Raw genomic sequence first — 19,587 nt, 5'->3', positions numbered from 1 at the left:
CCGGGCCACGACTGCTCGGGCGAAATCGGCCACCGCTGCTGGGGCGCAACCGGTCTCCGCTGCTGGGGCGTGGTACGGCACCCGATGCGCGCGAGTGGCACGGCGGTGGGCAAACCCGGCAGCACAGTGAGCCGCGTCACTTCTGCGCTGTCGGGCATATCACTGTCTCGTAACAGCCTCTTAGGCTGAACGGCATGACGGTCCCGCTCGCGCTGATGGTGCTCGCCCTGCTCGCCGCGGGTCTCGCACCGCGCGTACTGACCCGCTGCTCATGGCCCGACCGCGAGCCGGTGCTCGCCCTGTGGGTGTGGCAGTGCGTGGTCGGCGCGGTGCTGCTGTGCTGCCTGCTGGCCATGGCGCTCTCGGGTGCGGCCGCCTTCGCCGTGGTGCGCAGCCATGTCTTCGCCGGGGCACCGCACGGGGTGGCCGAGGCATACGCCTCCAGCGCCTACACCCCCTGGGCCGGGACCCTGAGCGTACTGCTGGCCTGCGGCGGCGCCTGGACGGGCGCCATGCTGCTGCGCGAGATCAGGGACGCGCGGGCCAGGCGCCGCAGGCGGCGTGCGGAGCTACGGGAGCGGGCACCGCAACTGCCGGGCGAGGACGCCTCGTCGAGCGAGCGGCTGGTGGTCCTGGAGGACGACAAGCCGGACGCCTGGTGGCTACCGGGCACCACGCCGCAGCTGGTCATCACCACGGGCGCGCTGCGACGGCTCAAGGGACGCCAGTTGGACGCGGTTCTGGAGCACGAGCAGGGGCACGCGCGAGCCCGCCACGACTGGCTGCTGCACTGCTCCTCGGCGCTGGCCACCGGCTTCTCGCGGGTACCGGTCTTCGCCGGCTTCCGCGATCAGGTGCACCGGCTGGTGGAACTGGCCGCCGACGACGTCGCCTCCCGCCGCTACGGCAGGCTGACGATCGCGCTTGCACTGGTGGAACTCAACGAGGGCCGGGGTGTCTTCGGGCCCTGCCCGGCTCCGGTGGCGGAGGTGCCGCAGCGGGTGCACCGGCTGCTCACCCCCACCCCTCGGCTGTCGGTCAGCCGCAGACTGCGGATGACGGCCGTGGCATCACTCGTGCCGGTGATCCCGGTGCTCGTGGCGTTCGCCCCAGGGTTGTCCGCGCTGCGCTAGTGGCGCGTGCCGCACCGGGAGTTGTGCCGACACGGGGGTAGCAGGTGATGATCGGCACATGAGTGGTGCGACCCGTCCGGGACCGCCCGGCGCATGGCAGGCCCGGGTGGCTGCGGTACTCGGAGCGGCCGCGGCCCTGGTGACCGTTCTCGCGCTGCTGCCGTGGCAGCCGTTCGCCGCGCTCGACCAGCAGGTCGCCTCCGGGCTGCACACGGCCGCGCTGGAGCGCCCGGCGGTGACCAGGACGATGCGGATTCTCACCGACTGGGTGTGGGACCCATGGACGTTCCGGCTGCTGCTGGCGGCGGTTTTCATCCGGCTGATGTGGCGCGGGGAGCGGCTGACGGCGTACTGGACTGCCGGGACCGTACTGGTCGGTGCAGCGGTGCAGCAGGGGATGAAAGCGGCGCTCGGAAGGGAGCGGCCACGCTGGCGTGAGCCGGTCGATTCCGCGGAGTACGCCGCCATGCCCTCGGGGCACGTGATGACGGCCGCGCTGGCGTGTGTGGTGCTGCTGTGGCTGTTGCACGAGCGCGGGACGACGGTCACCGACGTGTGGTGGCGGTCGGCGGTGGTCGCGGCGGTGGTGTCCGTACTCGGTGTGGCGTTCACCCGGGTGTGGCTGGGGGTGCACTGGCTGTCGGACACGGTTGTGGGGGCGCTGCTGGGCACAGGGGTGGCGGTGGCGTCCACGGCGATCTGGGCCGTTCTGCGGCCCGGGGAGCGGCTGCCCGGACCCGTGGACCAGGTGCCGTAGCGCGCGGCCTCCAGCGGCGCCTGCAGAGCCACCTGCGAGGCGCGCTTCGGGCCCGGCGGGAGAAAGTGAGGGCTGCGGGAGGGATGTTGACGGGCCGCCCGTCCTCTGGAGTCGGGCCGGCAGCTGCCGCCGTCGGGAAGCCGGACCCGCTCTCGCTGGTCCGCTCGCCCGGCTGCCTGGTCGACGCCGATACCGGGGCGATCCCCCGCGTCGCCCCGATATCGGCCGCTGTACCGGACGTCCGTCCTCCGTATACGGGGGCCACGAACACCCGAAGTCGTGCTGAGTATATTGGCTGCCAGCCAGTCAACGCAGGAGTTACAGCATGTCCCCCCGGAGCGCATCGGTCAATGAAGAGTTGCGCCGACGCTCGCGCGAACGTCTGCTTCAGGCGACCGTCGAGCTGGTCGCCGAACGCGGGTACGAAGCCTCGACGCTCGGTGCGATCGCCGACCGGGCGGGCTCGGCACGCGGGCTGATCTCGTATTACTTCCCCGGCAAGCGGCAGCTGTTCCAGTCTGCGGTGCACCGCCTGATGCATCTCACGCTCACCGAGGCCCTGGATGCCGGCCCGCTGCCCGAAGGTCCGGACGGCGGGCTGGAGATGCTGGCACGGGCCATCGACGCCGTGCTGGGACTGGCGCGTGAACAGCCGGTGCTGATGCGCGCCCATATGGCGGGCATACTGCAGCAGGAGGGGTTCGTCCAGTGTGACGAGCAGCAGCGTCTGGCCTCACTGCTGCGTGCCGCCATGGTCCGCTACGGCTCCTCCGACCCGGACACCGACTATCCGCTGCTGCGGGCGAATCTGATGGGAGCCGTCGTCGCGGCCCTGCTGCCCGGTGCGCCGATGCCGCTGGAACGGCTGCGCGGTGAGTTGTTCGCCCGGTACGGGCTCAAGTGGGAGCAGGGGATGCCGCCTGAGACGACCCCGACGGGCGGTGCGGTCTCACCCGCGCTGCGCATCCGGCGGCTGCGGCCGTGCGGCTGGGAGGTCTCCCCCCGACCGCACGGCGCGCGGGATCAGCGGTAGTCGCGCTGTGTCTGTGCGTTGAGCTCGCGCAACCGGACCCTTCCGGCGCTGTCGGTACGGTGATGTCGAATCTGGCACCGGAGCGGGCCGCCACCACCATGGCCGTCCAAGCGCTGAAGGACGGCAACGACGTACGGGTGGAGGAGATGGCGACAGAGGTCATCGCCCAGCAGCGGTCCGAGATCACGCGCATGAAGCAGCTACGACGCCGAGCGGACCCGCGCTCTGTGCTCCAGGCCCCGCGGCCTGGACGTCCTGCCTCGCCCTTCCGGCCACACGCCGCGCCCCCGGGAGGGGCATGCCCCGCGCTCCGGGCGGCAGGCCGCCGCGTTCCCTGCGGCGCGCTCCGCGTACGGCACCGGCGGACCACGGCGCGGTGAGCGCCCCGACGGCCTTGGCGCGGCGGGCGCCTGGCGCGCGGCACCCTCGAACCACCGCGCGATGTGCGCCCGGCGGGTGGCGCCCGGCGCGCCCGATGGAAGGGGGCGGCGTGCAGCGCGGCGGGCGGGCGCGTACGGCGCTCGGCGCGCTGGGGGTCGTCAGCCGCTCACCGGCGGGCATGGCGTGGGCTCAGCAGCCCCGCGTCGCGGGCTCTGGCGATGACGCGCAACGACTTCCGCCTGCTGCGCCCGGTGAGCCGCATGACAGCCAGCACGGGATCCTGGCCTCGCTCCCGGGCTGCGGTGTAGGCGTCGGCCGCCGCACGGAGGGCGTCCCTGCCGCGAGGCCCCGGTGGCCGCCTCCGGCACCGGACAGGCGCGGACGGCGGCGTCACCAGGGGCGCGGCCGGCGCCTGGGTGCGGTGCGGTGGTGGGGGTGCCGGATGCGCTGGTGCGGGCGAGCACGGGGCCGCCAGGGGCTCCGAGGCCACCGACGGCACCGAGGCCGCAGGCGGCTGAGAGGGCGCAGGTGGCTGAGCGGCGGGGCGGCGGACGGGCCGCAGTACGCAGACGCCTGTGGCCCGGGCGGTGGGGGCCGCCTCGGGCGGCCGGATGGCGGGCGGGCACGCTCTGGCGAGCGGCTCCCCGAGGCAGGGAGCGAGCCGGGCGAACTCCTGAGAGGTCAGTGGCGGGTCGGCACGCACCTCCTCCAGGCGGACCCGCCCGTCCACCACGGCGGCCACGACCTCCACCTGGGTGCCATCGGCGCGGCGGACGCCGACGGCGTACCAGGGCGGCCGGGCGCCGACGCCGTGCGAGGGCCCCGCTCCGGTGCCGTAACCGCGCAGCTTCCAGGCCGTACGCGGCGGCGAGGGCGAGGCGCGCTCGGGCGGACCGCAGTCCCATTCGTACGAGTGATCCGACAAGTAGCAAGAGCAAGGGGATCTCTCCGACACGTCGGCACCGTAGACCCGGCAGCCCGGGCGGCGGCCACACGGCGCGCTCGGCCGGTCGGAGGGCAACCCTGACGACGGAGCCGGCGGAAGCCCGAACGGCGCACCGGCATGCCGCCGTCCGGGGGTGGCGGGCGCCTTTGACCGGGAGTCCGCGCAGGCCGGGCGGCATTGTCAGTGGGCCGGTGCAGACTGTTCCGTACTTGGGACAACGACGTCTGAAGGCGGTGCCGCCATGGCGGACGTACTACTCGCGGTAGGGACGAGAAAGGGCCTGTTCCTCGCCCGGCAGGAGGCGGGCCGGAGGGGCTCGGCGGGCTGGGAGTTCACCGGCCCGTATTTCAACGCACAAGCCATCTATTCCTTCTGCCTCGACCGGCGCGGCTCCGGGCCGCCCAGGCTGCTGGCGGGAGGGGACAGCGCGCACTGGGGCCCGTCGGTCTTCCACTCCGACGACCTGGGCAGGACCTGGACGGAGCCCGAACAGCCTCCGGTCAGATTCCCCCAGGACACCGGCACCTCCCTGGAGCGGGTGTGGCAGCTCCAGCCGGGAGGGGAGAGCGAGCCGGGCGTGGTGTACGCGGGGACGGAGCCCGGCGGGCTGTTCCGCTCGGTGGACGGCGGGCAGTCCTTCGAGCTCGTCCGCCCGCTGTGGGAGCACCCCACACGCGAGGAGTGGGTGCCCGGCGGCGGTGGGCTGGGGCTCCACACGATCCTGGTCGACCCCCGGGACGCCCGGCGGGTGACGGTCGCCGTCTCGACGGGCGGCGCCTACCGCACGGCTGACGGGGGCGCGAGCTGGGAGCCGTGCAACCGGGGCGTATCGGCGGTCTTCATGCCCGAAGGCCGGCAGTACCCGGAGTACGGGCAGTGCGTGCACAAGATCGCCAGGGACGCCGGGAACCCCGAGCGGTTCTACCTGCAGAACCACTGGGGCGTCTTCCGCAGCGACGACAACGCGACGAGTTGGCGGTCGATCGGCGACTCGCTCCCCTCGGATTTCGGCTTCCCCGTCGCCACCCATCCGCGCCGGGGCGGCGTGGCCTACCTCTTCCCGCTGAACGCGGACGCGGACCGGGTGCCCGCCGGGCACCGCTGCCGGGTCCACCGCACCCAGGACGCCGGTGAGAGCTGGGAGGCACTGGGCACCGGTCTGCCCGAGGCGGCGCACTACGGGCCGGTGCTGCGGGACGCGCTGTGCACGGACGACGCGGACCCGGCCGGGGTCTACTTCGGCAACCGCAACGGCGAGGTCTTCGCCAGCGCGGACGAGGGCGAGAGCTGGCAGCAGTTGGCCTCGCACCTGCCGGATGTGCTGTGTGTACGGGCGGCGGTGATCGACTGACCGGACGTTTCCCGGAGGGCGGGCCGGACGGGGCCGCTGAGCCAGTAGAGTGACGGCCCGTGGCAGCACGACCGTTGAACGAGATTGTCGAACCAGGCTGGGCGAAGGCGCTGGAGCCGGTCGCCGAACGGATCGCCGCGATGGGCGACTTCCTCCGCGCCGAGATCGCCGCGGGGAGAACCTACCTCCCGTCGGGGGCTAACGTCCTACGGGCGTTCCAGCAGCCCTTCGACGAGGTGCGCGTCCTCATCGTGGGCCAGGATCCGTATCCCACCCCGGGGCACGCGGTCGGGTTGTCCTTCTCCGTGGCACCTGAAGTCCGGCGGCTGCCGGGCAGTCTCGAGAACATCTTCCGGGAGATGCACAGCGATCTGGGGCTCCCCCGCCCGTCGAGCGGCGATCTGACGCCCTGGACGAAGCAGGGCGTCCTGCTCCTCAACAGGGCGCTGACAACAGCACCACGGCAGCCCGCCGCGCACCGCGGGAAAGGCTGGGAGGAGGTCACCGAGCAGGCGATCCGCGCGCTGGTGGCCCGCGGGCGCCCGATGGTGTCGGTGCTGTGGGGCCGGGACGCGCGGAATCTGCGGCCGCTGCTGGGCAGCCTGCCAGCGGTCGAGTCCGCGCACCCCTCCCCCATGTCCGCCGACCGCGGGTTCTTCGGCTCGCGTCCGTTCAGCCGGGTCAACGAGCTGCTGGCCCAGCAGGAGGCCGAGCCCGTGGACTGGCGTCTGCCGTGAGCCGGGCGGCAGCGGCCGGGAGCGCGGCGCCACCCGCCGTGGACGGGTGGCTGCTCGGCGTCGACTCGGGCGGGTCCGGGTTGCGGGTCGCGCTGGCCCGACAGCACCCCGGCTCGGTGACGCCCGGCGCGCGGGCGACCGCTTCGCCTGCGGGGGAGGCCGCTTCGCCGGTCCCCGGCGGTTTCCCGGAGGTCGTCGGTTCCGTCGTATGCGCCGAGCCGGTGCGTACGGGGGCCTCCGGCATCGACGCCGCGCACATGGCGGAGCAGTTGGTGCCCGCGGTGCGCTCGCTGCTGGCGGAAGCCGGAGCGGACGGGGACGAGGGCACCCCTGGGCACATCACGGCAGCGTGTGTGGGCGCCGCCGGGATGGCGACCCTCGGCGACGGGCTGCGGGCCGAGCTCCCGGGGATGCTCGCGCAGACCTTCGGGGTACGCCGACTGGCGCTGGCGGCTGACGCGGTGACGGCGTACGCCGGTGCGCTGGGCGAACGGCCCGGCGCCGTGGTGGCCGCCGGGACCGGAATGATCGCCATGGGCACCGATCTGGCGACCTGGCGGCGTGCCGACGGCTGGGGACACCTGCTGGGCGACTGCGGCAGCGGAACCTGGATCGGCCGCGCGGGCCTGGAGGCTGCGCTGCGGGCCTTCGACGGCCGCTCGGGCGGCTCGGCGGCCCTGCGAGCGAGTGCTGAGGCGCGGTTCGGTGCACCGCTCAGCGCGCTGCCGGGTCAGCTGTATCCGCGTACGGACCGGGCCGCCGTCCTGGCCTCGTTCGCTCCGGAGGTGGCACGGTGCGCGGAGGTGGACCCTGTCGCGGCGGAGATCGTGCGGGCGGCGGCTCGGGAGATCGCCGCTGCCGCCGTCGCCGTGTGCCCTCGCGGCGGCCCCGGCATCGGCGCCACGGACGAGGACGAAGGGGCTCGGGTCGCCCTCACCGGCGGGCTGTTCAAACTCGGTGAAGTGCTGACCGCGCCCCTGCGTGCGGAGTTGGCGCGGCTGCTCCCCGGAGCCCGGGTCGTGGAGGCGGCGGGCGGACCGCTGGACGGGGCACTGCTGGTCGCCGCAAGGCTGGCGGCGGGCAGGCTGGCGCTTCCTTCCGACCCCGCACTGTTGTCACTCGCGGACCAGGGGCGACAATACGTGGGGTGAGCAGGCGACCGCCACTGCTCCGAGTGGATTAATCGGGACATAAACCCATCGGTCTCCCCCGGCTGAACAGCCAAGCGCATGAAGGCATTAGCATGCGGGCGCATGAGCTCCCCCACAGGACCGGACCATGGCCTGCCCGTACGAATGCCACGTCCCCGCCAGCCCGGACGGCACCGCCGACCGGAGCCCGTCGTCGCCCCCGAGGGCGCGCCGGCACTGGTTCTGGCTGTACCTGGCGCGCCCTCCAGTGCCACGCGCGGTCTAGCGGAGGAGACGCTGAGCATCGCGCGTTCGGAGCTGCCCGGCCTCGACGCGCGCGTCGGTTTCGCCGAGGGTGACGGCGAGGAGTTCCCGACCATCCGCACCGCTCTCACGCAGGCGGTGACCGACCGTGCGACCCGCCGCCGGTACGCGCGCGAGGCCGCTGCCATGGCGGAGGAGACGGCCGCGCAGGAGAGCGGCGAGCGAGGGGCGGCGGCACCGGCACGGGAGCCCGCCGACGACGGCCTGCCCGCCGTGGTGGTGCCCCTGCTGGCCGGCCCGGACGCCGCGCAGCTGCGGCGCATCCGGCAGGAGGTCCTCAACAGCGGCTCGGGCGCCGAGCTGACCGATGTGCTGGGCCCTCACCCGCTGCTCGCCGAAGCCGTGCATGTGCGGCTCTCCGAGGCCGGTCTGGCGCGCGCCGACCGGGCGCGGCTCTTCACCGTGGCGACGGCTGCGGACGGCATCATCCTGGCGACCATCGGCGGTGAGGAAGCCGTACAGGCGGCCGGGATCACCGGCATGCTGCTGGCGGCCCGGCTGGCGGTACCCGTGCTCGCCGCGGCGCTCGACGACGAGGGGGCCGTCCAGCAGACCGCCGAGCAGCTGCGCACCTCCGGTTCGCAGCAGCTGGCCATCGCGCCGTGCCTGATCGGCCCCGAGATCGCCGAAGGGCTGCTGGAGGCGGCAGCCGAGGAGGCAGGCTGCTCGGCTGCCGAGCCGCTGGGCGCCTACCCGGCGCTGGGCAAGCTGGTCGCCTCCACGTACGCGGCCAAGGCCGGCATCGCCCAGCCGCAAGCGCAGCAGGGCGCGCCGGTGCGCTGAGCGCCCAGGGAACGCTGTCGGCGGTCCTTCGACGGGCCGTTCGACGGATCCCTGGACGAGCCGTCCAAGCCGCCCGGCCGGTGGGCACCGGGCCGGGCGGGCTGTCGACAAGCCGGCTGGTCGACAGACGGGCCGAGGAACAGCCGCAGACCGGCTGGACAGCCCCAGACCTACTGCGGGACGGCCGGCCGGAGCGGCATCGTCGCGGGTCGGCGAGGGCGCATTTCCGGCGCCCGGTCGCTCGGCTCGGCTGGGGCCCGGCGACCGCCCGCTACGCGAAGACCACGCAGGAGGCGGCCGGAGCCGTCAGGGAGCCGGTCAGGGCCGGGGTCCCGGTGCCCTGGTCGACCTCGAACCAGCTGACGTCACCCGAGCGCTCGTTGGCCGCGTAGAGCCACCGTCCCGTCGGGTGCGCAGCCAGGTCGCGAGGCCAGTGACCGCCGCAGGGCACGGTGGTGACCAGCTCCGGGAGTTCTCCCGAGGTCAGGTCCAGAACGGTCACACTGTCGTCGCCCCGATTGGCGACCCAGGCGAACCGGCCGTCCGGCGACAGTGCCGGCGCGGAGGGGTGGTTCTCGACTGCCGCGCGTTCCGGGGGCAGAAGGAAGGTCTCGCCCAGCGGTTCGAGTTCTCCTTGGCCGGGGTGCCAGCGGCAGGTCGTCACGGTCGATTCGAGCTCGTTGACGACATGGATGACATCAGCCCGGGCGGCGTCCCCGCCTTCCCGGCTGTCGGCCAGGAAAGCCAAGTGCCGGGGGCCGGTTCCGGCACGCAACGGGACCTCCCGGTGCAGCCGCAGACCGGCTTCCGGTGCCCTCAGGTCGTAGATCCACACCGAGTCGGTTCCCAGGTCGGTGCAGAGCAGCCACTGACCGGACGGATCCGGGACCACGGCGTGCGCATGAGGTCCCTCCTGCCGCTCGGCCACCGGTCCCCGGCCGTGGTGCTGGTGGGTCAGCGCGCGGGTGCCCAGGCTTCCGTCGGCACGGAGCGGGAGCGCGGTGACGCTGCCCGAGGTGTAGTTGGCGGTGTAGAGCCGACGCCCGGCCACGGCGAGGTGGGTGGGCCCGGCACCCGCCACGGAAACGGTCTGCCCGAGCGGTACGGGGCCGTCGGGTCCGGTCCGTGCGGGTCCGTCGAGGGAGAAGGCCGCGGCTGCGCCCTGGTCGGTCTCGCTGACGGCGTAGAGGACGCCGCCCCCCGGCGACAGGGCCAGGAACGAGGGGTTTGTGACGGCGTCTTCGGTGTGGTGCAGCGCGGTGAGTGCGCCGGTGTCGGGGTCGAGCGCCGCCGTGGTGATCCCTCGCCCTCCAGCGGAGGTGAACGACCCGATGTAAGCGCGCGGCTGCCGTTCCGTGCCGTCAGCCATCGTGCCGCTCCCTTCGCCGCTCCATGCGGGGGCACGACGGTAGCAGGGAACAGGCAGTTGGTCTGGACCACGACTCACGGCTGACGACCGCCTGCCCCCAGGGGCACCTCGTCACCGGGACGAGATCCGTAGGACGCGCCCTCAGGCGGTCGCCCTCGGAGGCGTGTGCAGCGGGGTGGCGAGCTGGTGGAGGGCGTCCTCCAAGGCGTGCAGGTGCTCCAGGGCGCGGTCGCCCGGCGCCGGCGGCTCGGCAGTCGCGTGGGCGGCGGCACCAGCCGGAGCATGCGCGCTCGGCGCCGCTCCGACGGGGGCCGGCCCCGGGGCCGCGAGGCGACGCACGGCGGCTTCCACCCGCTCACAGGCCGCCGTCAGCCGCGCGTCGTGCGAGGCGGCCGGGTCTGCTGCGGCCTCGGCCAGGCCATGGACCTGCCGGGCGCAGTCGTCCAGCAGCGCCAGCACCTGGCGTGCCCTGGCCTTGCGGGCGCGCAGCGGACTGAGTGGGTGGACGAGGGGCGCAACCGAGAGCCGTACGCGCCCCAGAAGCAGCTCCAGCTCGGCGATCCTGGGCCCGGGCCCGCCCTCGTCCTCGGTTGCCGCACCCGCGAGGCGTCGCGCGGCGTCCAGGGCGCACTCATGGACGCAGTGCACCGCCCGCCGTATCCACACCTCGGTCGCGGCGTGCGTGGTGACGGGAAGCACCAGCGCGACAGCGAGCGCGGCGCCCAGGGCGCCCACAGCAGTCTCCTCCAGCCGCAGGCCGAGCAGGCCCGGGTGGAGCACACCGAGCAGGCCGTAGAGCATGCCGACCATCAGCGTGACGAAGAACATCATCCAGGAGTAGGACAGCGGTGCCGTGTAGAAGATCCCGAAGACGCAGCAGGCGACGACCGCGAGCGTGGGCGCGACAGCACCGTCCGTGGGCACCGCGATGAGCAGCCCGGCGGCGAGACCGGTGACGGTGCCGAGAACCCGGCGGAAGCCGCGGACGAGAGTCTCACCCCGCGAGGCGGTGTTCACGAAGATCCACCACGCCGCGCCGACCGCCCAGTACCAGCGGTCCAGGGAGAGCGCCTGCCCCGCAGCCAATGCGAAACCGCAGGCGAACAGCGCCTGGAAGGCTTGGCGGGTGGTGGGGCGGCTCAGCCCGCGGCCACCGATCGGCGCGATCGCGGGCTGCGGCCGCGCATCCCGCTCGATGGGCCACAGCACGAACCGGGTGAGCGCGGCGGCGAAGAGGGCCAGGAGACCGGCCGCGAAGATCTCCGGCAGCTGGTCGGGGACCGTGCGCAGGAACTGCGCGGCGAAGAACTCCATGAACGCGAAGATGCCGACCGCGTTTCCGCGCGGCCCCCAGCGCCGGGCGTAGACCCCGGCGAAGACGACCGCCAGGAAGGCAGCGTCCCGGACGAGCGGCAGCTCGTGCAGAAAGGCCGCCAGCGCCAGTACGGGAAAACCGGCGATCGGCAGCAGCGCCGTGGTGACGGCCTGCCCCCGCACTGTGGGGTCGGCCACCGTGAACAGGGCGAGCAACGCCACCAGCCCACCTGCGACGCATGCCTGCAACGGGAGGCCGACGAGCGCACAGACCGTAACGGTGAGTCCTATGCCGATGACGGCACGTGACGAAGTGCGCGCCCTGAGGGAGCGTTCTGGACCGAGTGTCGCGACGGTGCGACGGAGGAGATGTGCTGGGGTCCTTCCCCCGGGCTTCCGAAGCGACTTCTCCAAAACCCCTCCAATCCGGCTGACCTGGGCGGCCATGTGTCCACATGCTGGTACGAAGAGGAAAGCACCCCTTCCCACCTGCGGCCAAATCGCACGCGTTTGGCATGCTGGAGCGCATGATCAGTGCTCCCGCAGGTCCCGCGGTCGTCTTCGACCTCGACGGCACCCTCGTCGACAGCGAGCCCCACTACTACGAGGCGGGCAGGCGCCTGCTGACCGCGCACGGCGTTCCCGGCTTCACCTGGGAGGACCATTTGCGGTTCATCGGGATCAGCACCCGGGAGACGCTTGAGACGCTCCGCCGTGAGCACGGCCTCACGGCACCCGTGGAGACGCTCCTGGCGGAGAAGAACCATTTCTATCTGGAGCTGGCGCGCTCCGGCACAGAGGTATTCCCCCAGATGCGCAAGCTGGTCGAACGTCTCCACGCGGCCGGACACCCACTGGCCGTCGCCTCTGGTTCCTCACGCGCCGCCATCGACGCCGTACTCGGTGCGACCAGCCTGGATGAACTGCTGCCGCTCAGAGTGTCGGCGGAGGAGGTGCCGCACGGCAAGCCCGAGCCGGACGTCTTCCTGGAAGCGGCCCGGAGGCTCGGCGTCTCCCCCGCCGACTGCGTCGTCATCGAGGACGCCCCGCCCGGCGCGGAAGCGGCCCGACGCGCCGGCATGCGCTGCGTCGCCGTCCCCTACGTACCGGCCCACGCCACGGACCCGGCTTGCACCGGTGCGGACCTGTTGTTCCCCGGCGGACAGCGCGAGTTCGACGCCCAGAAGGCGCACGACTGGATCACCGGTCTGCGGGCCGGTCTGTGAGCCCATTCGGCACTCACCACCCGCCGTCCGCCTGCGCACGGCACGGCGCCCGCGACCGGGTCAGCCGCACCGGACCCGACATGCGTTCCGATCGGTGACGACGCGGCTCGGTGGGCCACACGGGGGCGGTCCCACCAGGTGCTGCTGGTGGTGCACAACGTGACCTCCGCGAGCCGCCTGCTGGATATCGCTCCGATCACTGCAGACGCAGTGGGACAACCTCCTCACCGGTCAACTTCGTTGTCGTAGTGGGCGGGAGTTCTCGGTGCCGTCGCCGGCTCGCTATGTTGCGGCAGTGACTGGTTTTGCGGAGCTTCCCGTTCTCTTCCTCGACATCGATGGACCGCTCATCCCTTTCGGCGCGCCCGCACCCGGTGGCGGCCCGGGTTCAGGTCCGGCTCCGGCGTTCCAAGGGGAGCGCGAGTCGCCGCCTCCGGGGCAGAATCCGCTTCTCGACAGGCTCGATCCCGGGCACGGACGCAAGCTGGCGGCGCTTCCGTGCGAGCTGGTCTGGGCAACCACGTGGATGGCCGACGCGAACGAGTGCGTCGCGCCCCGGCTCGGCCTGCCGGAGCTGCCCATGGTGGACTGGCCGGAGCCGTCCGAGGAGGAGGAGCGCGATGTGCGCGCGGGCCTGCACTGGAAGACCCGCACGCTCTCCGCCTGGGCAGGGGGACGGGCGTTCGCCTGGACTGACGATGAGATCACCGACAGAGACCGGGCCTGGGTGGCCGCCCGTCACGGCGAGCGTGCCCTGCTCCACCGGGTCGACCCCCAGGTCGGAGTGACCGACGCGGACTTCGCCGTTCTGAGTGACTGGCTGAGCGGCTGGTGAGGGCATTCCTCCGCCCCCTGCCGCACCGACCGTCGAGCGGCCGCTCTCCGGGGGCGGTGGGGTGGCACCAGGTTCGTCCAGCGGCCACCTGATGGCCATCAGGCGCAGGCACTCCGACGGGCGGCCGTCCGTTGCCCCTGTCCAGACCGCGTCAGCGCTGGCCGCCTCGAGGAACATCTGGGCGTGCAGGTCGTCGAGGAGCCGGTCAGCGCGTCGGTTCTCGGCCGCCCTGACCGCCGCAACACCGCGGGAGGTTTGACTGCGGCTCAGCCAAGGTGCGGGGCCGCGTGCGTGGCCTCGGCGCGGTCCGCGACCCGTTGCGGCCTGCGAGCGTTCATCAGGGCGCCGACCAGGACGGCCGCGCCGAGCAGGATCGCGGTGGCCACCACGTACGCGGTGGCGAAACCGTCGGTGAGTCCCTCCTTGAGGAGAGCGGGGGTGGGGCGGCGGCCGGAGAGGTAGTCCTTTGTGGCGTCCGTCGCGACGGTGTTGAGCAGGGCGGTGCCGATGGAGGCGCCGATCTGCTGCGAGGTGTTGACGGTCGCCGAGGCGATGCCCGCGTCCTGTGCACCGACCCCGTGGGTGGCGTAGTTCATGGACGTCGCCATCACGAGTCCCATGCCGAACCCCACGAGGAGCTCGCCGGGCAGGACGCCGGCCGCGTAGGAGGTGTCGGTTTCCAGGGTGGTCAGCCAGGCCGTGCCGCAGGCCGCGAGCAGCAGCCCTGGGACGACCAGCGCCCTGGGTGCCACCCGGGGAAGCAGTCGCGAGGCGACACCTCCGGCGGCGACCAGGACTCCGGCGGTCAGGGGCAGGAACGCCACTCCGGTCAGCAGCGCCGAGTAGTCCTTGACGGCCTGCAGGTAGTACGTGAGGAACAGGAACATCCCGAACATGCCGACCACCGCCAGGGCAACAGCGAGATAGGCGCCCGCCCGGGTCCGGTCGCTGACCACCCGCGGCGGCAGCAGCGGCTTGGCCACCCGGCGCTCGACGAAAGCGAAGGCGGTGAGCAGGACCACGCCGAGCGTCAGCAGGAAAAGGACACGCCGGGAGCTCCAGCCGTCGGATTCGGCCTCGCTGCATCCGTAGACGAGTGCCACCAGGCCGGTGACGGCGAACAGCACTCCGGGCAGGTCCAGCCGCGGCCGGTCTCCGTCGCGTACGTCCCTGGGCAGCACGTACCAGCCGGCGGCGGCGATGACGGCGATCGGCACATTCACGTACAGGCACCAGCGCCAGTCGAGATACTCCGTGAGCAGCCCGCCGAGCACCAGACCGACGGCCCCGCCGCCGGCCGCGATGGCGCCGAAGACACCGAACGCTTTGGCCCGTTCGCTCCGCCCCGTGAAACTGACGGACAACAGCGACAGTGCCGCGGGCGCGAGTACGGCGGCGAACGCGCCCTGCAGCGCCCGAGCCGCCAGCAGCATGCCGAACCCGACGGCCGCACCGCCGAGCGCCGAGGCGCCCGCGAAGCCGAACAGGCCGATGAGGAAGGCACGCTTACGGCCGGTGAAGTCGGCGATACGGCCACCGAGCAGCAGCAGGCTGCCGAATGCGAGCGTATAGGCGGTGATGATCCACTGCCGGTCGCCGTTCGAGACGCCGAGGTCCCGCTGCGCCGACGGCAGAGCGATATTCACGATCGTGATGTCGAGGACGATCATCAATTGGGCGAGACAGATGAAAACCAATCCGATCCAGCGCCGGCGGGGGTTTTCTTTTTCTGCTGACTGGGCGAATTCAGACATGACAGTCCCTTTCAGGTAATGAAACAGACGCACTTCAGGCCGGGAGGCCATTGAAAAGAAGGGGGAGAAAGAATCAGGAGAGAGGAATCGGAAGCCGGGATAAGGAGAGCGATCCCCGGGGGATGGTCAGTTGTCGCGGGGCGCCCTGCCCGCGACCATGCGGCTGCGGAGACGTCTGAACCAGGCGGCGTCGATCACCGGACCGGGCAGCCGTTTTCGCCGCCCCGCGCCGGGCGACACCCGCAGACCGCCGAGGTAGATCTCCAGCTGCCGGTGCGCGAGCGGCACATCCTCGGCGAACCGTCCCCCGGGCAGCGGCCTCGTGAGCCGAACGATCATGAAGATGACGTCGCCCGCCACCGCGTCGGGCCGCAGGACTCCCGCCGCCTTGCACTCCCCCAGCAACTCTTCGAGCGGGTGGGCCGGATCGCGTACTTCCCGGATGGTCCGCTCCATCACAGGAAGACCGAAGAGGGAGGGCAGCACCGCGCCGATCTTCATCTCGACGGCGGCGTGCATGAAGCGGCGCAGCGCCTCGAAAGGGTCGGGCTCCTGCTCCCTCGCCCGGCGCACGGCCTTGTAGAGCGCCTCCACTGTCTCGGCCGCCACCGCCCGAATCAGGTCTTCCCGGCTGGGAAAGCGACGGTAGAGCGTGGCGATTCCCACTCCGGCACGCCGGGCAACGGTTTCCAGTGGCGCGTCAGGGCCTTCGTTCACAAAGATTTCACGCGCGGCGTCGAGAATCTGCTCTCGATTACGCTTGGCATCCGAACGCACAGCACCGCCCCTCCTGCTCCACCGGGCCCTGCACCGGGCTGATCGCCCGTCACCCGTTCCCGCTCTTTCCACTGCCACGATAGAGCGATGTGGAGGCTTTTCCTTCACCTCGCGGGGGAACTGAGAGTGATTGCCACCGGAACCCTCCGCATCAGCACGGATCGCGGCCGGCACGGACGGGGGCGGTCTGCGGAGTGCCTAGCAGTACCTCATCCGGCCGCACCACATGAGCGTCGCGCTCCGGCGAACCCAACCACCGCGGCCGCCCGGCCAATTGCGGCCGGGCGCGCACCGAAGGCCAACTACTGGCTACTGGTGGGCCGCCCGCAGACGTTGCAGCCGACGGTGGCTCCAGCCGAGGAGCACGAAGAGTACGACGCCGGAGACGATCAGGCTTCCGCCGGTACTCCAGCCGCTGAACGGCAACTGCGACACCAGTCCCCATGCGATGCCGGCGCCGATCAACCCGAGGCCGACCAGCGTCGATCCGGCGATCCGCCACTTGGACGAGACACTCTCCTCGGCGGCCTGCATGGCGCGGAACCGCACCGGTTCCAGGTGGCGGTGCAGGGCAGGGACGGCGCGGGCGAGCAGCACCATGCCCGCGAACACCAGCAGCAAGCCGGGGCCGGGGAGGACGAGCAAGGCGATGCCCACTCCCACCAGCACCCCGCCGGCGATGGCCCATACGACCCGCAGCACCGGATGCAGGTTGTTGTCCGCCACGTCGTCTCCCGTTCCCGTCGCTCGCAGTGTGGCTCAGGGCCGGTTACCACGCCCACCGCTCACCCGACTGGCTCAGGCACTGAGCTGTCGGCAGGTCCAGGACCGTGATGGACAGCCGCGGCTCCGGCGGAGGCCCCCAGCTGAACGCCACAGAGGAACCTCACCCAAGGAAGCTCAGCCGCACCTTCCGGCTCGGGTTGTCCCCATTGGTGCCCACCAGGCTCCGCTGAGTCAACGGTCACGGTATCTGACTGCGCCCACCATGCGATGTGTCGTCGAAAACATGTCGCGCCAGAAGGACGACAGAAGAAGTGGAGGTCAGGCGGGGTACATCGACCCAATCGACGAACTGTCACGGGCAGCAGGCCACTGGACGACGATCACGACCGGGTCCGGGAAGGCGTCCCGCCGGGGTGACCCGGAGTCCGAAGACCTGCTGGCACCCGATCGCCCGCGCCCTCGCCCAGGAACCCCGCGAGCTGCTCCTCGACGAACCGACCAACCACCTCGACATCCTGCACCAGCTCGACCTGCTGAACCTCGTCGCCGAACTGCCCGTCACCAGCGTCGTCGCCCTGCACGACCTCAACCTGGCCGCCATGTACTGCGACCAGGTCGTCGTGCTCGAGCAGGGCCGGGTGGTCGCCGTCGGCACCCCGGGCGAGACCCTGACCGAGTCCTTGATCGCCGACGTCTACGGCGTGCGCGCCACGGTCACCCGCCCCGGGCCGGGCCACCGGCCGCACATCCGCTTCCTGGGCACGAGGGACTGTCAGGACGCGGGCTGAGCGGCCCGCACGGCGGGGGTGAGGGTCCCGGCGGTGGGGCGGGAAAGGCGCGAAGCGCGAGTACCTGTGCGTGGCGGTCGGTGCCGCTCAGGAAGCCGTACGACGGCGGGATGGACTGAAGGTGTACAGGTCGAGGATCTCCGGCCGGGGTGCCACGCCGGGCCCGCCCGCCCGGACCCAGGCGGCGATGTCCTCCGTCGCGTCCGGGGCGTTCACCAGGCCGAACCACACCGGTCGCGCTCCGGCCGCACGCCCGGCGGACGAGGGCTGCACGACGACCACGTTGGCCTGGTCGCACACGTCGAGGCAGGCAGAGATGCGTACGGGCACCTCGGAGCGCAGGCGTGCGGTCTGGCCCGCGTGATCGACGCCGGCCACCTTCGCTGTGCCGCAGCAGCAGTCCCGGCACACGACGACCCGGCACGGCACACCACCGACCTGTCGTGCCGTGGCCTCGGCGCCGTACGCCTCGCCGTCCGTCGTCTCGGACACGCCGAAACACCCCTCTCTTCCGGGGAGATCCGCCCCGGGCTCCGTCGAGGAGGCGACGACGTGAGTCTCCTGGCTCTCGGGTCACAGCTCGTCCCGGCCTTCCCGCCCTCCGCGGGGCAGTGGCCTGCTCGGGATCCGCTCACCGATCACAGTGGCGGGACCGCGCCGGATTCGCACCGGCTTCCTCGGACCGTCGTCGCCCTGTCGCCGCCATCATCCCATCGACCGGCCCCCGCTCCCAGGTGCCCGGCCGTGGATCATTCGGGCTCGTGCTCGTGCGGGCTCGTCGCCGGCTGCTCGGCCGGGCGTTCCCGGCCACCGTCATGGCCGGACACCACCACGATGACGACGCCCACCACGACGGCAGCGGCGACCACCCGGCCGGTGGACCGCACCACCCAGCCCGGCAGTGAAGCGCCTCCACGCCGCGTCGGCATATGCAGCCGCTCCGCCCGCCGGGCGGGCCGCAGCAGGCGCAGCAACAGCAGCAGCGCGACCGGGAGTTGCAGCAGCCAAAGGACGGTACGCGGCCACTCGCCGTACCAGACGTTGGTGCCGTACAGCAGGGTGTGCCACACACTCAGCACGTACACGACGATGACGAAGCGGTGCAGTCGGCGCCAGGTGTTGGCGCCCATACGGTGCCGGGCGTAGAACAACAGGCCCAGGGGGATGGCCAGATACAGAGCCCCCTGCCCCAGCGGAATGGCGATCCGGCCGGTGCCTGAGTCGTACCAGCCGGGCACGAACGTGTCGGCGAACCCCGCCCACAACCGATCAGCCCACGCCAACTGTGCCTCATGGCGAACGAGTTCGGCCGCGAACATCAGCGCGTGCGCGGACATCAGGGCCATCGTGGTCAGGCTCGTGGTGCGGTGCCAGCGTTCCAGCGTGTGCCGGGACACCGGCAGCCGGGCGGGACGCGGCCCCGACAGCAGCAGACCGAGCATGACCGTACCCCAGGCCCACAGCAGGCCCGACCAGCCGAACGCCTGGCTGAACAGGTACATCCAGTACGTTCCGGCATCGTCCATGAACGGCATGACCGCGACCGTCGCCGAATCCCCCGACTCCATACGGGCATACAGGAACGCGAAGACCGCCGCCGTGACCAGGACGGCGGCACCCGCGTCGGGAAGCGCGGCGCGCAGGTCGGCGCGCAGGACGACGCGATCGGGTGGACGCTTGTCACGGGCGGGCGGCGGGGCCGTCGTGCCGTCGTCCTCCGGGGTCGCCTCTGGCAGCATCTGGGCCTTCCGGGCTCGGTACTCCGAGGGGAGCGGCGGGTCACGTCGACGTACCAGTGTGACGGGGGTGGCCGGAAAGTCGGAGGACTCATTCGGCCAGAGTGTTGTCCCGAGCGGGCGATGTGTCTCGCAGACCCCGACGCGCCACCCGACCGATCGCATCCGGACAACTGACGCTGCAGCCTCTGCCGCAGCGGCGTGATCCACCCTACTCTGTTGTCCGCAGTCGGTTCGCGCCTCCTGCCCGTCCGGGTCCGGGTGGCGCGACGCAAGAGGGAACCCGGTGGGAATCCGGGACTGTCCCGCAGCGGTGAGTGGGAACGAAAGCCGTCAACAGCACTGGGCCCGAGTCGAGTTGGGGCCGGGGAAGCGACGGCCGATAGGTGCCTGCCGGTGGCCGATGTCCCCGGTGAGCGAGCCCACGAGTCCGAAGACCTGCCACTGCGCCCGTACGCGTTGTACGGGTGGTGCACGGTGACCTCGA

General features: G+C 72.1%; 17 protein-coding genes, 3 pseudogenes and 2 riboswitches. Of the genes and pseudogenes, 11 read left to right on the top strand and 9 right to left on the bottom strand.

Going from position 1 to position 19,587, the window contains the following annotated elements:
* The first annotated feature begins 194 nt into the window (after positions 1–194).
* The 4 genes and pseudogenes from JW592_RS19645 to JW592_RS32860 form a co-directional block, all read left to right on the top strand.
* Complete coding sequence (locus JW592_RS19645) at positions 195–1,133, top strand: M56 family metallopeptidase (RefSeq protein WP_209266466.1); 939 nt, start codon at positions 195–197, stop codon at positions 1,131–1,133.
* A gap of 58 nt (positions 1,134–1,191) precedes the next feature.
* Complete coding sequence (locus JW592_RS19640) at positions 1,192–1,890, top strand: phosphatase PAP2 family protein (protein ID WP_209266465.1); 699 nt, start codon at positions 1,192–1,194, stop codon at positions 1,888–1,890.
* Positions 1,891–2,215: 325 nt separating this feature from the next.
* Positions 2,216–2,923 carry a TetR/AcrR family transcriptional regulator gene (locus JW592_RS19635; protein ID WP_209266464.1) on the top strand — a complete coding sequence of 236 codons (708 nt, stop codon included), beginning with the start codon at positions 2,216–2,218 and terminating at the stop codon, positions 2,921–2,923.
* A gap of 83 nt (positions 2,924–3,006) precedes the next feature.
* Positions 3,007–3,126 (top strand): annotated as a pseudogene (locus JW592_RS32860) (DUF305 domain-containing protein); the annotation flags it as partial.
* 344 nt (positions 3,127–3,470) lie between these two features.
* On the opposite strand, the gene JW592_RS19625 reads toward JW592_RS32860, so the two are convergent.
* Positions 3,471–4,229: a DUF6214 family protein gene (locus tag JW592_RS19625; RefSeq protein WP_209266561.1), complete on the bottom strand. Its 759-nt coding sequence runs from the start codon at positions 4,227–4,229 to the stop codon at positions 3,471–3,473.
* Positions 4,230–4,491: 262 nt separating this feature from the next.
* Between JW592_RS19625 and JW592_RS19620 the strand changes: the two genes are divergently transcribed.
* From JW592_RS19620 to JW592_RS19605, 4 genes are all read left to right on the top strand, one after another.
* Complete coding sequence (locus JW592_RS19620) at positions 4,492–5,601, top strand: WD40/YVTN/BNR-like repeat-containing protein (protein WP_209266462.1); 1,110 nt, start codon at positions 4,492–4,494, stop codon at positions 5,599–5,601.
* 59 nt (positions 5,602–5,660) lie between these two features.
* Complete coding sequence (locus JW592_RS19615) at positions 5,661–6,338, top strand: uracil-DNA glycosylase (protein WP_209266461.1); 678 nt, start codon at positions 5,661–5,663, stop codon at positions 6,336–6,338.
* Positions 6,335–7,489, top strand: coding sequence for an N-acetylglucosamine kinase (locus tag JW592_RS19610; protein WP_209266460.1), 1,155 nt, complete (start codon positions 6,335–6,337; stop codon positions 7,487–7,489). Before JW592_RS19615 ends, JW592_RS19610 begins: the two co-directional genes overlap by 4 nt.
* A gap of 102 nt (positions 7,490–7,591) precedes the next feature.
* Positions 7,592–8,575, top strand: coding sequence for a sirohydrochlorin chelatase (locus tag JW592_RS19605; RefSeq protein WP_209266459.1), 984 nt, complete (start codon positions 7,592–7,594; stop codon positions 8,573–8,575).
* Between the two features lie 271 nt (positions 8,576–8,846).
* On the opposite strand, the gene JW592_RS19600 is transcribed toward JW592_RS19605, so the two are convergent.
* Positions 8,847–9,944: a lactonase family protein gene (locus JW592_RS19600; protein ID WP_209266458.1), complete on the bottom strand. Its 1,098-nt coding sequence runs from the start codon at positions 9,942–9,944 to the stop codon at positions 8,847–8,849.
* A 141-nt stretch (positions 9,945–10,085) separates the two neighbouring features.
* Positions 10,086–11,705 (bottom strand): FUSC family protein, encoded by a 1,620-nt coding sequence (locus JW592_RS19595; protein WP_209266457.1) that lies wholly within the window; start codon positions 11,703–11,705, stop codon positions 10,086–10,088.
* Between the two features lie 80 nt (positions 11,706–11,785).
* Here JW592_RS19595 and JW592_RS19590 point away from each other — a divergent pair, with 80 nt between their 5' ends.
* Together JW592_RS19590 and JW592_RS19585 are read left to right on the top strand one after the other, a co-directional pair.
* On the top strand, positions 11,786–12,484 hold the full coding sequence (locus JW592_RS19590) for an HAD family hydrolase (RefSeq protein ID WP_209266456.1): 699 nt from the start codon (positions 11,786–11,788) through the stop codon (positions 12,482–12,484).
* 295 nt (positions 12,485–12,779) lie between these two features.
* A complete protein-coding gene (locus tag JW592_RS19585; RefSeq protein WP_209266455.1) occupies positions 12,780–13,319 on the top strand; it encodes an HAD domain-containing protein in 540 nt (179 codons plus the stop codon).
* A 266-nt stretch (positions 13,320–13,585) separates the two neighbouring features.
* Here the strand turns inward: JW592_RS19585 and JW592_RS19580 are convergent, their stop codons facing one another.
* The 4 genes and pseudogenes from JW592_RS19580 to JW592_RS19570 all read right to left on the bottom strand — a co-directional run bounded on the left by JW592_RS19580 (position 13,586) and on the right by JW592_RS19570 (position 16,576).
* A complete protein-coding gene (locus JW592_RS19580) occupies positions 13,586–15,073 on the bottom strand; it encodes an MFS transporter (RefSeq protein WP_209266454.1) in 1,488 nt (495 codons plus the stop codon).
* A 126-nt stretch (positions 15,074–15,199) separates the two neighbouring features.
* A complete protein-coding gene (locus tag JW592_RS19575) occupies positions 15,200–15,682 on the bottom strand; it encodes a hypothetical protein (RefSeq protein WP_307805478.1) in 483 nt (160 codons plus the stop codon).
* Between the two features lie 9 nt (positions 15,683–15,691).
* A pseudogene (locus JW592_RS33410) lies at positions 15,692–15,850 on the bottom strand (helix-turn-helix domain-containing protein); the annotation flags it as partial.
* Between the two features lie 309 nt (positions 15,851–16,159).
* On the bottom strand, positions 16,160–16,576 hold the full coding sequence (locus JW592_RS19570; RefSeq protein WP_209266452.1) for a PGPGW domain-containing protein: 417 nt from the start codon (positions 16,574–16,576) through the stop codon (positions 16,160–16,162).
* 446 nt (positions 16,577–17,022) lie between these two features.
* Here JW592_RS19570 and JW592_RS19565 point away from each other — a divergent pair.
* Positions 17,023–17,364, top strand: a pseudogene (locus JW592_RS19565) (ATP-binding cassette domain-containing protein); the annotation flags it as partial.
* A gap of 87 nt (positions 17,365–17,451) precedes the next feature.
* On the opposite strand, the gene JW592_RS19560 reads toward JW592_RS19565, so the two are convergent.
* Both JW592_RS19560 and JW592_RS19555 read right to left on the bottom strand, forming a co-directional pair.
* A complete protein-coding gene (locus JW592_RS19560) occupies positions 17,452–17,793 on the bottom strand; it encodes a (2Fe-2S) ferredoxin domain-containing protein (RefSeq protein ID WP_209266548.1) in 342 nt (113 codons plus the stop codon).
* Positions 17,794–17,918: 125 nt separating this feature from the next.
* Positions 17,919–18,043: riboswitch (cobalamin riboswitch) on the bottom strand.
* 70 nt (positions 18,044–18,113) lie between these two features.
* On the bottom strand, positions 18,114–19,103 hold the full coding sequence (locus JW592_RS19555; protein WP_209266451.1) for a ferric reductase-like transmembrane domain-containing protein: 990 nt from the start codon (positions 19,101–19,103) through the stop codon (positions 18,114–18,116).
* A gap of 210 nt (positions 19,104–19,313) precedes the next feature.
* Positions 19,314–19,559, top strand: a riboswitch (cobalamin riboswitch).
* Positions 19,560–19,587 lie beyond the last annotated feature (28 nt).

It is taken from the genome of Streptomyces spirodelae, from assembly GCF_017676385.1.
In the GTDB taxonomy this organism is placed as follows: domain Bacteria; phylum Actinomycetota; class Actinomycetes; order Streptomycetales; family Streptomycetaceae; genus Streptomyces; species Streptomyces spirodelae.
The sequence above is the reverse complement of the archived record's forward strand: the minus strand, read 5'-3'. Positions and strand labels throughout refer to the sequence as shown.